Below are 14,056 nucleotides of genomic sequence, written 5' to 3'. Positions count from 1 at the left end.
CTGCCCTGCGGTTTTTCGCTCACAAAGTTGTTAGCGCTAACAAGAATGGGCTACACCGTGAAACTGCGAACCCTCGATCGGCCCCTGCGCAACCCCGTCGCCGCCCTGCTGACGGCCTTCGCCCTCGCGGTCGCCTGGCTGAGCGTCGGCGTCGGCGGCCCCGCGCACGCGGCCACTTCGTCGTCCCTTCCCTGCGACGTCTACGCCTCGTACAGCACGCCGTGCGTGGCCGCGCACAGCACGACCCGGGCGCTGTTCGCGTCCTACGGCGGCCCGCTGTACCAGGTCACCCGCGCCTCGGACAGCACGAGCACGGACATCTACCCGCTGAGCACCGGCGGCTACGCGAACGCCGCGACGCAGGACTCGTTCTGTGTCAATACCCTGTGCCGGATCACCGAGATCTTCGACCAGAGCGGCAAGGGCAACAACCTGACCGTCGAGGGCGCGGGCGGCAACGGCAAGGCGGACGTCGGAGCGATCGCCGACGCGCTGCCGATCACCATCGCCGGCAACAAGGTCTACGGCGTGTACGTGACCGCCGGCGTCGGCTACCGGGACGACTCGACCAGCGGGGTACCCACCGGCTCGACCGCCCAGGACGAGTACATGGTCACCAGCGCCGATCACGTCAACGACAGCTGCTGCTTCGACTACGGCAACGCCGAGACCAGCAACGACGACACCGGCAACGGCCACATGGAGGCCATCAACTTCGGCACCGAGTGCTGGTTCAGCCCGTGCACCGGATCAGGGCCCTGGGTCCAGGCGGACCTGGAGAACGGCCTGTTCATGGGCGGCAACGGCGTCAACGCGTCGGACACCGGCAACACGAGCGACTTCGTCACGGCGCTGGTGAAGAGCAACAACACCACGACGTACGCGATCAAAGGCGGGAACGCGCAGTCCGGCAGCCTCAGCACGTGGTACTCCGGCGCCCTGCCGACGACCAGCGGATACACCCCGATGCACCTCGAGGGCGCGATCGTGCTCGGCACCGGCGGCGACGACAGCAACGGCTCCGTGGGCGACTTCTTCGAGGGCGTGATGACCAGCGGCGAGCCGAGCGACGCGGCGGACAACGCGGTCCAGTCGAACATCGTCTCGGCCGGCTATGCCTTCCCGACCGCGAGCACCGGCGAGATCCACGCCGTCGGCGCCGGCAAGTGCCTCGACGTGCCGAGCGGCACGACGACGACCGGGACCCAGCTGGAGATCTACACCTGCAACGCGGGCAGCAACCAGGAGTTCACGCACACCGCTCAGGACCAGGTGACGGTCTACAGCGGCAGCACCCTGCGCTGCCTCGACGCCTACGGCCAGGGGCTCACAGCAGGAACGAAGGTGGACATATACACCTGTAATCAGGGCACGAACCAGGAGTGGTCGTTCAACTCGAACGGCACGATCACCGAGGTCCAGTCCGGCCTCTGCCTCGACGTGACCGGGGCGGGCACCGCGAACGGAGCGCTGGTCGAGCTCTACACCTGCAACGGCGGTGGTAACCAGCAGTGGATGCTGGGCTGAGAGAGCCCCGTGTTGTCCGGCCATGGACACGCACGGTGCGGTACCCTCCCAGGTCAGCGACATTCGCACCGGTCGCCGGTGGCCGCGCGCCGGCCGGCCGGCGCGCAGTCCGAGTCCAGGGAGCAGACCGTGCCACGCTGCCACGCCAACGGGATCAAGATCGAGTACGACACCTTCGGTTCGCCGGGCGACCCGGCGCTGCTGCTCATCATGGGTTTGGGCATCCAGTTGACGGGCTGGGAGCCGGACCTGTGCAAGCAGTTCGCCGACCGCGGCTTCCACGTGATCCGCTTCGACAACCGCGACGCCGGGCTGTCCACGCACTTCGACGACGCGCCGGTGCCGAACCTGGGGGCGGTGCTCAGCGGCGACGCGTCCGGGGTGACGTACCTACTCGCCGATATGGCGCGGGACGCGGTGGGTCTGCTGGACGCGCTGGGGATCCGGGCCGCGCACGTGGTCGGCGCGTCGATGGGCGGGATGATCGTGCAGGAGCTGCTGCTGCATCACCCGGACCGGCTGCTCTCGGCCTGCTCGATGATGTCCACCACCGGCGACCCCGGCGTCGGCCACCCGTCCCCCGAGGCCGCGGCCATGGTCATCGCCCCGCCGGCGACCACCCGCGAGGAGACGATCGAGCAGGGCGTCGCGACGTGGCGCATACTGCAGTCCCCGGCGTATCCGATGCCTGAGTCGGTGATCCGCGACCAGGAGGCGGCCTTCTACGACCGCTGCCACTACCCCGACGGAGGCGTACGCCAGCTCGTCGCGATCCTCTGCTCGCCGGACCGCACCACGGGCCTGAAGGCCGTCAGCACGCCCACCCTCGTGCTGCACGGCGAGGCCGACCCGCTCATCAACATCTCCGGCGGCCGGGCCACCGCCGCCGCGATCCCCGACTCGATCCTGCGCACCTACCCCGGCATGGGGCATGACCTCCCGCACGAGCTGTGGGACTCGTTCGTCGAGGAGATCGTCGCGAACGCGGCGCGCGCCGAGGGGTAGCGGTAGTGGGCTAGAAGGCGAACGCCCTGCCGTTCCGGGGAACGACAGGGCCACGCTCTGGTTTCCCCGCGATGGCGGGGCGGTGGTACCCGCTCAGTCTAGAGGTTCGACCAGTACCAGACCACAACCGAGCGAGCGGGATCGGCCGAAGCCGGATTGCAGCACGTCCGCGAAGGCGGGCGGGTCGGTGACCGTGAGCACGCCCTGGATCTCGGAGCGGATCAGCCGCTGGGCCGGGCGGTCGCGCATCTCCTGGACGGCGGGCAGCACCTTGACCTCGAGGTGCTCGGTACGCGCGTCGGCGCCGATCCTGCGCACCCGGCGGCCGTCGGTGGAGAACGCCGGCTCGCCCTCGGGCTGCAGGCGGTCCATGAACCAGGCGAGCACGTCCTTGGGGTCCGTCAGGTCCCGCCTGCGGCGCTTCGGGCCGGAATCGCGCGTCGCGTGCACGATCGTCCGGAAGCTGTACCGCTGCCCCGTTTCCACGTGGTACTCGACCTTCAGTATCCGCGGCCTGCCGCGCAGCGCGGACTTCGCCAGCCGGTCCCAGTCCGGCTGCACCCGCGACTGCGTGATGATCGTCAGCAGGTCGTCCGCGAGGTCGACGCGGGCGGCATGCAGCACCCGCAGCTGGGCGCGGGGGTTCGGTTCACCCTCGGCGACCCAGCCGTAGAAGCCGCTCATCACCATCTTGTGCAGGAACTGCGGGTCGAGCACCGCGCGCTGCGCGGTGACGTGGCCGAGATCCAGTTCCAGCACACTCTGGCAGGCCACGAAGGTGACCGGCCGCACGGGTCGCTCCTCTCCGCCGTTCGCCGAAGACCTCAATCAACAATCCCCTCGTGCTTGTCCCTGAGGTGGCTCTTCTATTCCGCGTACGTAAACCAGAGTAGACCCCCGGCGGTCTCGCGCGGGAAGATCGCAACCAGTAGCGTCGGAGGCATGAGCCTCGCCGCCGAGCCCGCGAACCTGCCCGACGCGCCGATCATCACCGCGGCCGATCCGGCCGAGTTCGCCTACACCGTCTTCCACGACCGCCATCCCCGATTGTTCGAACGGGTACGCAATGCGCTGCCGTACGGACCGGCGCAGCTGGACGCCCTGCGGCGGCTCGAGGACGAGACGCTCACCGGGACGCTGCAGTCGCTGGACCCGCGCGCCGAGCAGGCGGCGGCCGGGGACTACGCCGCCTGGACCGAGTGGGGCGCGCCGTACTTCGGCAGGGGGCTGCGTTGGACGGACGTGCCGTTCCTCTGGTCCGAGAGCTATTTCTATCGCAGAATCCTGTCGGCGACGGGGTATTTTGCCGGTCCTTGGTGCGGCGTGGACCCGTTCGGGCCGATGAAGGCGGACAGCCTGGCCGGGGCCGCGGTGGACAAGGAGCTCGCGGCGTATTCGGCGCTCGAGCAGATGACCGCGGCCGACCGCGATTCGGCGCTGCTGGCCGCGTGCCTGTCCGGGAATCAGGCCGATCTCGGTTTCCAGCTGATCGCCGGCGAGCCGGTGGGCGTGTCGCTGCTCGTGGACGACAACGCGGCCATCTGGGCGTATCTGAACGAGCGTAAGCCCGGACGAGTGAATCTGGTCGCGGACAACGCCGCCGAGGAACTGCTGCCCGATCTCCTGCTGATCGAGCATCTGATCACGACCGGCCGCGCCACCGAGGCCACCGTCTTCCTCAAGCCGCGTCCCTATTACGTATCGGACGCGATGACGCAGGACGCCGTGGCCCTGCTGCGCCGCCTCGTGGCCGCTTCGGGCCTCGTGAGCGACGCGGGGCGCCGGCTGTGGCAGTACTGCTCGGCGGGCCGGCTGGCGTTCGAGGCACCCGACTACTTCTGCGCCCCGCTCGGCTTCCAGGACTTCCCGCGCGAGTTCGCGGCCGCGATCGGCTCCGCGACGCTGACTTTCGTCAAGGGCGACCTCAACTACCGGCGGCTGGTCGGCGACCGGCTCTGGCCGGTGACGACGCCCTTCGCCGACCTCACCGCGTATCTACCCGGCCCGGTCGCCGCGCTGCGCACCTGCAAGTCCGACGTCGCGGTCGGGCTGACCGAGCAGGCGGCGGCCGCGCTGGACGCCGCGTCGCCCGGCTGGCGCTTCGCCGGGAAGCACGCGGTGATCCAGTTCACCGGAGTGCGCCCCTGACCTGACGGGCCGTCGGCGGTAGGATGATCCGATGCTTCGAGCCCTGATTCTCGGCGGAACCGGAATGATCGGCGGAGCGACGGCCAGGCGGCTCGCCGCGGTGGGCTGGCGGGTGGAGGTGACCGGTCGCGAGCCGGGGCGTCTGCCGCCGGATCTGATCGAGGCGGGCGTGCGCTTCCACGCGGCCGATCGGGCGGACGCGGCGCGGCTGCGCGAGGTCCTGGGCGAGGGCGCCGACCTGCTGGTGGACTGCATCTGCTTCACCGCCGACGACGCGCGGCTGCTGCTGCCGCTCGCCGAGCGCGCCACGTCCACGGTGCTGGTCTCCAGCAAGGCCGTTTACGCGGACGCGGCCGGCAACCACGCGAACTCCGACACGCCGCCCGACTACGGCGGTCCGATCCTCGAATCGCAGCCGACGATGGCGCCGGGCGACATGGACTACCGGAGCCGGGAGGGCTACGGGCCGAACAAGGTCGCGGCCGAGCACGTCGCGCTGGACAGCGGCCTGCCGATCAGCGTCCTGCGTCCCTCGCGGGTGCACGGGATCGGTTCGACGCGGCCGCGCGAGTGGGTGTTCGTCAAGCGTGTGCTGGACCGGCGTCCGGCCGTGCTGCTGTCCGCGCGCGGCGAGGGGATCGTGCATCCGACCGCGGCGGTCAACATCGCCGCGCTCATCGAGACCGTGGCGCATCGACCCGGTGCGCGCGTCCTGAACAGCGCGGATCCGGACGCGCCGTCCGCGCGCGAGATCGCCAAGACGATCGCGCGCCAGCTCGGGCACTTCTGGGACGAGGTGCTGCTCGACGAGTCGGCCGATCCGGGCCTCGGCCGCACGCCGTGGGACGCGCCGCATCCGGTCGTGCTGGACACCACCGCGTCGCTGGAGCTGGGATACAAGCCGGTCGGCGACTACGCGGCGACCGTGGCCGAAGAGGTGGACTGGCTGTTCGACGTCTACCGCGCCGGGGATCCGGACGGCCTGCTGCCCGCGCCGGACGACCCGTACTTCGCGGGATTCCTCGACTACCCGGCGGAGGACGCGTACCTCGCGAACGGCTAGTCAGCGCCGCCCGGCCGCCAGGAATTCGCCGATCCCGCGCGGGGAGAGCAGGTGGCGGGCCGAGAGCCGGGCCGAGCCGAGCACGCCGGCCTGCTCGCCGAGCGTCGACGTCTCGATCTTGAGGCTGCGCGTGGCCAGCGGCAGGGCCCTGCGGTAGATGACGCCGCGGATGTCGGCGAGCAGGTCCTCGTGCAGCTGGGCGAGCACTCCGCCGACGACGATCGTGTCCGGGTTGTGGAAGGAGACCAGTGAGGCCAACACCTCGCCGATCCGTTGCCCCGCGAGCCGCACCTGGCGCCGCGCGACCGGATGCCCCTCGGAGACCAGGCGCACGACGTCCCGCGCCCGGCGCGCGTCGAGTCCTTCGGCCCGCAGCGCCGCCGCCATCGCGGAGCCGGACGCCACCGCCTCCACGCAGCCCGCGTTCCCGCAATGACACAGGACGTCCTCGTGTCCGGGCAGCCGGATGTGCCCGATGTCCCCGGCCGCGCCGGAGGCCCCGCGATGGAGCACACCGCCGGACACGATGCCGCAGCCGATGCCCGTGCCGACCTTGACGTAGAGCAAGTGCTCTGCCTCGCGGCGGTGCACGTACTCGCCGAAGGCCATCATGTTGACGTCGTTGTCCACGAGCACCGGCACCGGGTATCGGTCCTCGAAGAACGCGGGCACCCGATAGCCGTCCCAGCCCTGCATGATCGGCGGCCGGACGACCGTGCCGCTCTCCGCCTCGACCGGCCCCGGCACGCCGATGCCGATGGCGCGCAGGCTCTCGGGCGCGCGGCCGGTGGACACGCAGAGTTTCCCGATCTGGTCCGCGACCCCGCCGAGGATCCGTTCCGGACCGTCGTTGATGTCGATCTCGCGCGCCTCGTCCGCGAGCACCCGGCCGCCGAGCGTGGTGAGCGCGATCCGGCTGTGCGTGGCGCCGAGGTCCACGCCGCCGACCAGCACCGCGTCCGAGGCGAGGTCGAGCGCGTACGGCGGCCGGCCGCGCTCGGTGGTCAACGGCTCGGACTCGACCAGCAGGCCGCGGTCGATGAGCAGGTCCACGCGCTGCGCCACGGCCGAGCGGGACAGGCCGGTCGCCGCGATCAGGGCGCTGCGGGTGGTGGCCACGCCGTCGGCGACCAGGCAGGCCAGTTCGCTCAGCCCGGCCAGTCGGCGCTCCTCGGCGGAGTTCGCAAGCTTGGACGACTGCACGCGCGCCCCTGTCCGTATGCGGGTTTCTTTATGACAGAAGTAAGCGTAATCATGACTCTTGTCAGGCGTAAAGGGGCGGCATACCGTCGATCCCCGTAAACGTTAACGGGGTTCCGAGGGAGGAACGGCATGCAGCCGCTGCGCATCGCGATCGCGGGCACCGGCATGATCGGTGCCGTCCACGCGGACGCCGCGCGCCGGGCCGGCGCGCGCGTGCTCGGCGTGTCGGCGTCCACGGCGGAGCGCGCGAAAGCCGCGTCCGCGCGGCTCGGCGCGGAACGCTCCTTCGACTCCTCCGAGGAACTGGCCGCAGCGGACGACGTGGATGTGGTGCACATCTGCACGCCGAACGATCTGCACGGTCCGCTCGTCCGGCTCGCCCTGGCCGCGGGTAAGCACGTGATCTGCGAGAAGCCGCTTTCGGTGGACGCCGCCGACGCCGACGCCCTCGTCGAACTGGCGGAAGACAGCGGCCTGATCAACGCCGTTCCGTTCGTCTACCGCTATCACCCCATGGCCGCCGAGGCGCGGCACCGGGTACGCAGCGGCGCGATCGGCCCGGTCCGGCTGCTGCACGGCCACTATCTGCAGGACTGGCTCATGCGGCAGTCCGACGACAACTGGCGGGTTGACGCGGTCGCCGGTGGCGCCTCGCGGGCCTTCGCGGACATCGGTTCGCACTGGTGCGACCTGGTCGAATGGGTGACCGGACACCGAATCAGCGAACTGTCGGCCGTGACGCAGACCGTGCACCCCGAGCGCGCGCGGAGCGGATCAGTGGCGACCGAGGACGTCGTGCACGTCGTGTTCCGCACCGACCTCGGCGCGACCGGCAGCCTGGTCGTCTCGCAGGTCTCGCCGGGCCGGAAGAACCGGCTGTGGTTCGAGGTGGACGGCGCCGAGCACAGCGTGTCCTTCGACCAGGAGAACCCGGAGACGCTGCTGTTCGGCGGCCGGGAGCGCACCGAGAGCGTGGTCCGCGACCCCGGCACGCTCTCCGCCGAGGCCGCGCGGCTGAGCCCGGTCCCGGCCGGCCACCCGCTCGGCTACCGCGACTGCTTCGCCGGCTTCGTCGCCGACGTCTACGACGCGGTCCGCACTGCCGCCGCCGGTGAGGCCGTCAGCGAAAGCGCCCTCTACCCGACCTTCGCGGACGCCGCCCGCACGGCCAGGATCACCGACGCCGTGCTGCGCTCCGCCCACTCCCGCACCTGGATCGAGGTCCTGTGAAACTCGGATTCCTCACCGCCTGCCTGCCCGAACTCTCGTTGCCCGACATCGCCTCGTGGGCCTCGAGCGCCGGATACGAGGCGCTCGAGGTGGCAGTCTGGCCGTCCACCGGCAGCCGGGACTTCGAGGCCAGCCACATCGACGTCGCGCACTTCGGCGCCGGCGAGGCCGAGCAGGTCGGCGAACTGTTCGCCAAGCACAGGCTGCTGGTGTCCTCGCTCGCGTACTACGAGAACAACCTGCACCCCGACGAGGCGCGCCGGGCCGAGATCGCCGCGCACGTCAAGCGGGCGATCGACGCGGCGGCGCTGCTGGACGTCGAGACCGTCGGCACGTTCATCGGGCGTCACCCTGGGCTGTCGGTGAAGGAGAACGTCGCCCTCGCCGAGCGCGTGCTGCCGCCGCTGGTGGACTACGCCGGAGAACGCGGCGTCAAGATCATCATCGAGAACTGCGTCATGGAGGGCTGGCACCCGGACGGCTACCCGGGCAACATCGCCTACTCCCCCGAACTGTGGGAGTGGATGTTCTCCCTCGGCCTCTACCTCAACTACGACCCCTCGCACCTGCTCTGGCTCGGCATCGACCCGGTGACCGCTCTCAAGCCCTACGTGCACCGGATCCCGCACGCGCAGGCCAAGGACGCCCAGCTCGACCCGTCCGCGCGCGACCGCTACGGGTTCTTCGGAAAGACGATCAGCCGCGAGCACCCCTGGGACGAGGGCTGGTGGCGCTACCGGGTGCCCGGGCGCGGCCAGGTGGACTGGAGCGGCGTGGTCGACGCGCTGTACGAGGGCGGCTTCCAGGGAACCCTCTCGGTCGAGCACGAGGACCCGGTGTGGAGCGGCACCGAGCAGAAGGTGAAGCAGGGCCTGGAGATCGCGCACCGCACGCTGCGGCCGCTGATCACCGGATGACGGCACGCACCACCGCAGACCAACAATCAGGACTCTGGCTTAGGCCGCGACGACTTAAGCAGCAAGGAGGCTCCCCATCATGACCCGTCCACTGAGCGTCCAGCTCTACACCGTCCGCTCGCAGATCGCCGGGGACCGCGACGGGGTGCTGCGGCAGCTCGCGGACCTCGGGTTCGGCGCGGTCGAACCGTTCCAGCCGACCGAGGATCCGATCGGCTTCCGCAAGGTGGCCGACGACCTGGGGCTCGTCGTGTCAAGCGCGCACGCGATGAGCCTGCTGGACGCGGATCCGGGCCCGGTGTTCGAGGCGATCGCGACGCTCGGCACCGATCTTGCGATCGTGCCCGCCGGGATCGCGCAGGAGGACTTCGGCACCCGCGACGGCCTGGCCCGCGCGGCGGACCTGCTGAACGCGCTCTCCGAGAAGGCCACCGCGCACGGGCTGCGCCTCGGATACCACAACCACTGGTGGGAGTTCGAGCCCGTACTCGACGGCAAGCACGGCCTCGAGGTGCTCGCCGAACTGCTCGCGCCCGAGGTGTTCCTGGAGGTCGACACGTACTGGGCGGCGGTCGGCGGCGCGGACGTGCCGGGCGTGCTGCGCAATCTCGGCCCGCGGGTCGAGGCGCTGCACGTCAAGGACGGGCCGCTGCGCAAGGGCGAGCCGAACGTGGCCGTCGGCGCCGGCGCCATGCCGGTCGCCGAGGTGCTCGCGGCGGCCCCGGCGGACGCGTGGCGCATCGTCGAGTTCGACGAGTGCGCGACGGATCTGTTCGCCGCGATCGGGGAGAGCCGCGCGTACGTCGCGGGACTGGAAGGGGACGGGAATTGAGCACGGGGCCGGTCGGCGTCGCGATTGTCGGCGCCGGCAACATCAGCGGGCAGTATCTCGGCAACCTCACGAAGTTCCCGGACGTGCGGGTGCTGGCGCTCGCCGACATCGACGAGGCGCGGGCCGCGCAGGTCGCCGCCGAGTACGGGATCGAGGTCTCGGGATCGCCGGAGGACGCTCTCTCGATCCCCGAGGTGGAGATCGTCGTCAACCTCACGATCCCGGCGGCGCACGCCGAGGTGGCGCTCGCCGCCCTGCGCGCGGGCAAGCACGTGTACGGCGAGAAGCCGCTGGCCTTGGACGTGGGCAGCGGTCGGTCCGTGCTGGCGGAGGCGGCGGAGCGGGGCCTGAAGGTGGGCAACGCGCCGGACACGTTCCTCGGCGCGGGTATCCAGTCGGCGCTGCGCGCGGTCGCCGCGGGGGTGATCGGCGAGCCGGTCGCCGCGTACTCGGCCCTGGAGAGCATGGGACCGGAGAGCTGGCATCCGAACCCCGAGTTCTTCTACGTGGACGGCGCGGGCCCGCTGTTCGACATGGGCCCGTACTATCTGACCGCGCTGATCGCCCTGCTCGGTCCGGTCACGTCGGTGGCGGCGACCGGTCGCAAGGCGCGGGCCGCCCGGGTCGTCGGCTCGGGTCCGAAGGCGGGCAAGGAGTTCCCGGTCGAGGTCCCGACGCACATCACGGCGCTGCTCGAGTTCACCGAGGGCTACGGCGCGAACTCCACGTTCAGCTTCGACTCGCCCGCCGGGAAGCGCGTGCTCGAAATCGGCGGCACCGAGGCGACGCTCACGCTGCCGGACCCGAACACCTTCGGCGGCCCGCTGCTCGTGCGCAGCCCGCGGGACGAGGAGTGGCGCGACCTGCCGATCGAGGGCACGGAGGCCGGCCGCGGCATCGGCGTCGTCGACATGGCCCGCGCACTGCGCTCGGGTGCGCAGCATCGTGCATCGGGCGAACTCGGCATGCACGTCCTCGAAGTCATGTCGGCGATCTCGCGTTCGGCGGTTGAGGGCTCCTTCCAGAAGGTGACCAGCGACGTCGTGCAGCCCGACCCGCTGCCCGTCTCGTGGGATCCCCACGAGGCAACGCTCTGATCTGCCTGAGCAAGACCGAACGGGCTTCCCACCCGAGCCATAGCGCGAGCGCCTCGTGACGAAGTGCTCGGGGTGGGGAGCCCGCCGCCGCGCCGTGCGGGCCGACTACGATGATCTGCGGATCTCTGTCCACGGCGAGGAAGGCGGGCCTCAGCATGCCGGGAACCCTGTTCGCGGTCAGCGACGTGCACGTGGGCTACGCGGAGAACCGCGACCACGTCGAGTCGCTGCGGCCCGAGTCGGCCGAGGACTGGCTGATCGTCGCCGGTGACGTGGCCGAACGCTTCACGGACATCGCTCGGGCCCTGCACACGCTGCGCTCGCGCTTCGAGAAGGTCATCTGGGTCCCGGGCAACCACGAGCTCTGGACGCCGAAGACGGATCCGGTCCAGTCGCGCGGCGAGGAGCGTTACCAGCAGCTCGTCGAGCTGTGCCGGCGCCTCGACGTGCTCACGCCCGAGGATCCGTACGCCGTCTGGGAGGGCGAGGGCGGACCGGTCGCGATCGCGCCGCTGTTCCTCTTGTACGACTACTCCTTCCATCCGCCGGGGACCACGACGAAGGAAGCGGGCCTCGCGTACGCGTATGAGACGGGCATCGTCTGCGCGGACGAGGTGCTGCTGCATCCGGATCCGTACAAGACGCGCGAGGAGTGGTGCGCGGCGCGCGTCCAGCTTTCCGAGCGGCGGCTCGCCGAGCGGCCGGACGGCCTGCCGACGGTCCTCGTCAACCACTTTCCGCTGACGCGGGAGCCGACCAGGAAGTTGCGCTATCAGGAGTTCGCGCAGTGGTGCGGCACGACGCGCACGGCGGACTGGCATCGGCGCTTCGACGCGAAGGCCGTCGTGTACGGGCACCTGCACATCCCGCGGACGACCTGGGAGGACGGCGTGCGCTTCGAGGAGGTCTCACTCGGCTATCCGAGGGAATGGCAGCCGCGCGGCGGCCCGAGCGGGCTGCGCAGGATCCTCCCCGGATAGCCGAGCCGCCACGGCACGCGCCCCCGAACAGGCGACGCGAGCCGGTTCGGATCCCTCATTCGGCCGAGTCCGCGTAGTCCTGCTCGATCTTCGCGGCCATCGGGTCCTGGTTGTCCACCGCCGGGCCGTCGCTCGGGCCGTAGACCAGATGCACGGTGCCGCTCTTGAACGGGGTGCAGGACAGCAGGGCCAGCGGGAGGGGCGAGTCGGCGTCCGCGAACAGGCGCAGGCCCTCGCGGACCGCGACCGGGTGCACGAACAGGTGCAGTTCGTCGATCAGCTTCTCGGCGAGCAGCTGGCGGACGACCGAGACCGAGCCGCTCAGCCCGATCACACCGTCACCCGGCTCGTTCTTCAGGGCCCTGACGCCCTCGACGAGCTCGCCCTTCAGCTGCTCCGAGTTGCGCCAGGTGAACTCCAGCGGGGAGCGGGAGGCGACGATCTTGCGCGCGTCGCCGATCGACTTGGCCATCGGCGCGTCCGCCTCGCCCGCCTCCTCGCGGGCCGGCCAGGCCCCGGCGAAGCTGTCGTAGGTGACCCGGCCGAACAGGATCGTGTCGGCGCCGCCGAGCACCTCGGTCACCGCCGCGCCGAGCTCCTCGCAGAAGTAGGGGAAGTGCCAGGCCGCCGGCTCGCCGACGACTCCGTCGACCGAGGTGAACAGGCCCGCAGTGATCTTCTTCATGGCTGGTGCTTCCTCTCGATTCACCGACAACTTTTTTTGTCGGTGAGGCCACTATAGCTCGCCGTCGGCATCCGCGACACCCCTTCTTCGTCGAGGTACCAGATGCGGTGGGCCTCGGCGGGATACGGCGGCTGGAAGCGGCGGAGCTGGCTGATCAGGACGTTTTCGGGGACGGGGTGGGGCCTCGCGGCGTTGCGGGCGCGGAGTCGGCGCTCGTCAACGAGGAAGACAGCTTGGGTGACGTACGCGTCGGCGGAGCCCGGGGTTCGGGGACCATGAGGCCCGAATCCTCGGCGTACAGCGCGGACCACTGAACCTGTTCACGCGCGGCCTTCACGTCGCCTTCGACGCGGCCGGCCAGCACCGCTTCGGCCGAATCGGTGCGCGGCATCGATGCGACTCAAGGTCTCCGCAGTGGCGAGTTCGTGATGACCAGACTAAGAGTGACCGGATCGTGCGCATCGTCGACCTCTTGTTCGAGGTTGAGCGCTCATAGGGGGGTGGATGCGTCGATGTTGGCTCCCGAGCGAAGTGACCAGAATGTGCTGCCAGGCCCGAGCCGGTTCGGCACGACCTCAGCCTGCATCCAGTGCGTGTCGGTCTGCACGTGATTCGGCCGGCCCCACTTCGCTATCCGCGCGCCGAACTCGTCGCGGCCGAATCCCGCGGCCGTGCGAACGACGTAGCCCTCCTGCGTGCCGAGGTCGAGCCGCAGAGCTCTGATCGCCTTCTCATCGAACGTGCCGCGCCACAGCACCGGCGGTGTCGGGATGCCGAGGCCGTGTGGGAAGCGGACGGTCACGTCCCAGTCCAGGCAGCGGTCAGTGTCGTCCCAGACCGAGAATCCGTAGAACCCTGAGTCGAGGTCGTCGTACGCGATCGAGTGCCGCGGTGTGGCCTCCGGGGACCACGGAAGGAGCGCGGTGCGCGGATAGTGGACACGCACTCGCCCGAGGCTAGTGAGTGATCTGGATCAGGGCTACGCGATTACCGTCGGGATCGTTCCAGCTCGCCCGCCGTCCGGCGCTGCCGATCGACTGGATCGCCGCGCCGAGCACGCCGCGTCCGGCCGCCTCGGCGACGGCCACGTCCAGGTCGACTACGGACAGCGAGACCAGTGAGCTGCCCGCGTGCTCGGGATCGAGGACGACGTAGAGGAACGCCGTCTCCGTGAACTGCCACATGACCTCGGTGTCGTTCACCGGCACGTCCGCCGGTCGGCCGATGAGCCGCGTGTACCAGTCGACGGCGCCGGCGAGGTTGGTCACCGGCATGCCCGCGAACACCATGTCGAAGTCCATGGCCTGAAGTCTTCCACGCCCCATTGGCATCCGACATGAACGGCGCGCAATGGCTACAGTCGGGTGCC

The 14,056-nt window shown here is 70.4% G+C and carries 13 protein-coding genes and 1 pseudogene; 9 read left to right on the top strand and 5 right to left on the bottom strand.

Features of this window, described 5'->3' with window-relative positions:
- The first annotated feature begins 57 nt into the window (after positions 1 to 57).
- Together VG296_RS02900 and VG296_RS02895 are read left to right on the top strand one after the other, a co-directional pair.
- Positions 58 to 1,527: an arabinofuranosidase catalytic domain-containing protein gene (locus VG296_RS02900; protein WP_325562746.1), complete on the top strand. Its 1,470-nt coding sequence runs from the start codon at positions 58 to 60 to the stop codon at positions 1,525 to 1,527.
- 129 nt (positions 1,528 to 1,656) lie between these two features.
- Positions 1,657 to 2,532: an alpha/beta hydrolase gene (locus tag VG296_RS02895; RefSeq protein WP_325562744.1), complete on the top strand. Its 876-nt coding sequence runs from the start codon at positions 1,657 to 1,659 to the stop codon at positions 2,530 to 2,532.
- A 93-nt stretch (positions 2,533 to 2,625) separates the two neighbouring features.
- Here VG296_RS02895 and cas6e read toward each other — a convergent pair whose 3' ends face one another.
- Positions 2,626 to 3,324 (bottom strand): type I-E CRISPR-associated protein Cas6/Cse3/CasE, encoded by a 699-nt coding sequence (gene cas6e / locus VG296_RS02890; RefSeq protein ID WP_325562742.1) that lies wholly within the window; start codon positions 3,322 to 3,324, stop codon positions 2,626 to 2,628.
- 150 nt (positions 3,325 to 3,474) lie between these two features.
- Here cas6e and VG296_RS02885 point away from each other — a divergent pair, with 150 nt between their 5' ends.
- Together VG296_RS02885 and VG296_RS02880 are read left to right on the top strand one after the other, a co-directional pair.
- Positions 3,475 to 4,680: a damage-control phosphatase ARMT1 family protein gene (locus tag VG296_RS02885; RefSeq protein ID WP_325562740.1), complete on the top strand. Its 1,206-nt coding sequence runs from the start codon at positions 3,475 to 3,477 to the stop codon at positions 4,678 to 4,680.
- Between the two features lie 31 nt (positions 4,681 to 4,711).
- Positions 4,712 to 5,743, top strand: coding sequence for an NAD-dependent epimerase/dehydratase family protein (locus VG296_RS02880; protein ID WP_325562738.1), 1,032 nt, complete (start codon positions 4,712 to 4,714; stop codon positions 5,741 to 5,743).
- On the opposite strand, the gene VG296_RS02875 is transcribed toward VG296_RS02880, so the two are convergent.
- Positions 5,744 to 6,946, bottom strand: coding sequence for an ROK family protein (locus tag VG296_RS02875; RefSeq protein WP_325562736.1), 1,203 nt, complete (start codon positions 6,944 to 6,946; stop codon positions 5,744 to 5,746).
- A gap of 129 nt (positions 6,947 to 7,075) precedes the next feature.
- On the opposite strand from VG296_RS02875, the gene VG296_RS02870 reads away from it, so the two are divergent.
- The 5 genes from VG296_RS02870 (at position 7,076) to VG296_RS02850 (ending at position 12,002) form a co-directional block, all read left to right on the top strand.
- Positions 7,076 to 8,176, top strand: coding sequence for a Gfo/Idh/MocA family oxidoreductase (locus VG296_RS02870; RefSeq protein WP_325562734.1), 1,101 nt, complete (start codon positions 7,076 to 7,078; stop codon positions 8,174 to 8,176).
- Positions 8,173 to 9,093: a sugar phosphate isomerase/epimerase gene (locus tag VG296_RS02865; RefSeq protein ID WP_325562732.1), complete on the top strand. Its 921-nt coding sequence runs from the start codon at positions 8,173 to 8,175 to the stop codon at positions 9,091 to 9,093. Before VG296_RS02870 ends, VG296_RS02865 begins: the two co-directional genes overlap by 4 nt.
- Before the next feature lie 79 nt (positions 9,094 to 9,172).
- A complete protein-coding gene (locus VG296_RS02860; RefSeq protein WP_325562731.1) occupies positions 9,173 to 9,925 on the top strand; it encodes a sugar phosphate isomerase/epimerase in 753 nt (250 codons plus the stop codon).
- Positions 9,922 to 11,022 (top strand): Gfo/Idh/MocA family oxidoreductase, encoded by a 1,101-nt coding sequence (locus VG296_RS02855; RefSeq protein ID WP_325562729.1) that lies wholly within the window; start codon positions 9,922 to 9,924, stop codon positions 11,020 to 11,022. The genes VG296_RS02860 and VG296_RS02855 overlap by 4 nt, the downstream gene beginning before the upstream one ends.
- 155 nt (positions 11,023 to 11,177) lie before the next feature.
- The gene (locus tag VG296_RS02850; protein WP_325562727.1) at positions 11,178 to 12,002 is read left to right on the top strand and encodes a metallophosphoesterase; all 825 of its coding nucleotides are present in this window, start codon (positions 11,178 to 11,180) and stop codon (positions 12,000 to 12,002) included.
- A gap of 55 nt (positions 12,003 to 12,057) precedes the next feature.
- On the opposite strand, the gene VG296_RS02845 is transcribed toward VG296_RS02850, so the two are convergent.
- The 3 genes and pseudogenes from VG296_RS02845 to VG296_RS02835 all read right to left on the bottom strand — a co-directional run bounded on the left by VG296_RS02845 (position 12,058) and on the right by VG296_RS02835 (position 13,988).
- Complete coding sequence (locus tag VG296_RS02845) at positions 12,058 to 12,687, bottom strand: dihydrofolate reductase family protein (protein WP_325562725.1); 630 nt, start codon at positions 12,685 to 12,687, stop codon at positions 12,058 to 12,060.
- A gap of 508 nt (positions 12,688 to 13,195) precedes the next feature.
- Positions 13,196 to 13,576, bottom strand: a pseudogene (locus VG296_RS02840) (RNA ligase family protein); the annotation flags it as partial.
- 67 nt (positions 13,577 to 13,643) lie between these two features.
- Positions 13,644 to 13,988 carry a hypothetical protein gene (locus VG296_RS02835; protein ID WP_325562721.1) on the bottom strand — a complete coding sequence of 115 codons (345 nt, stop codon included), beginning with the start codon at positions 13,986 to 13,988 and terminating at the stop codon, positions 13,644 to 13,646.
- Positions 13,989 to 14,056: the final 68 nt, after the last annotated feature.

It is taken from the genome of Actinospica sp., assembly GCF_035552695.1.
Taxonomy (GTDB): domain Bacteria; phylum Actinomycetota; class Actinomycetes; order Streptomycetales; family Catenulisporaceae; genus Actinospica.
Note: the sequence above shows the minus strand (reverse complement) of the source record. Positions and strands in the feature narration are given on the sequence as shown.

Coding starts and splice junctions, on each gene's coding strand:
- VG296_RS02880 (WP_325562738.1), top strand. CDS start 4,712: ATGCTTCGAGCCCTGATTCTCGGCGGAACCGGAATGATCGGCGGAGCG.
- VG296_RS02870 (WP_325562734.1), top strand. CDS start 7,076: ATGCAGCCGCTGCGCATCGCGATCGCGGGCACCGGCATGATCGGTGCC.
- VG296_RS02835 (WP_325562721.1), bottom strand. CDS start 13,988: ATGGACTTCGACATGGTGTTCGCGGGCATGCCGGTGACCAACCTCGCC.
- VG296_RS02850 (WP_325562727.1), top strand. CDS start 11,178: ATGCCGGGAACCCTGTTCGCGGTCAGCGACGTGCACGTGGGCTACGCG.
- VG296_RS02860 (WP_325562731.1), top strand. CDS start 9,173: ATGACCCGTCCACTGAGCGTCCAGCTCTACACCGTCCGCTCGCAGATC.
- VG296_RS02845 (WP_325562725.1), bottom strand. CDS start 12,687: ATGAAGAAGATCACTGCGGGCCTGTTCACCTCGGTCGACGGAGTCGTC.
- VG296_RS02885 (WP_325562740.1), top strand. CDS start 3,475: ATGAGCCTCGCCGCCGAGCCCGCGAACCTGCCCGACGCGCCGATCATC.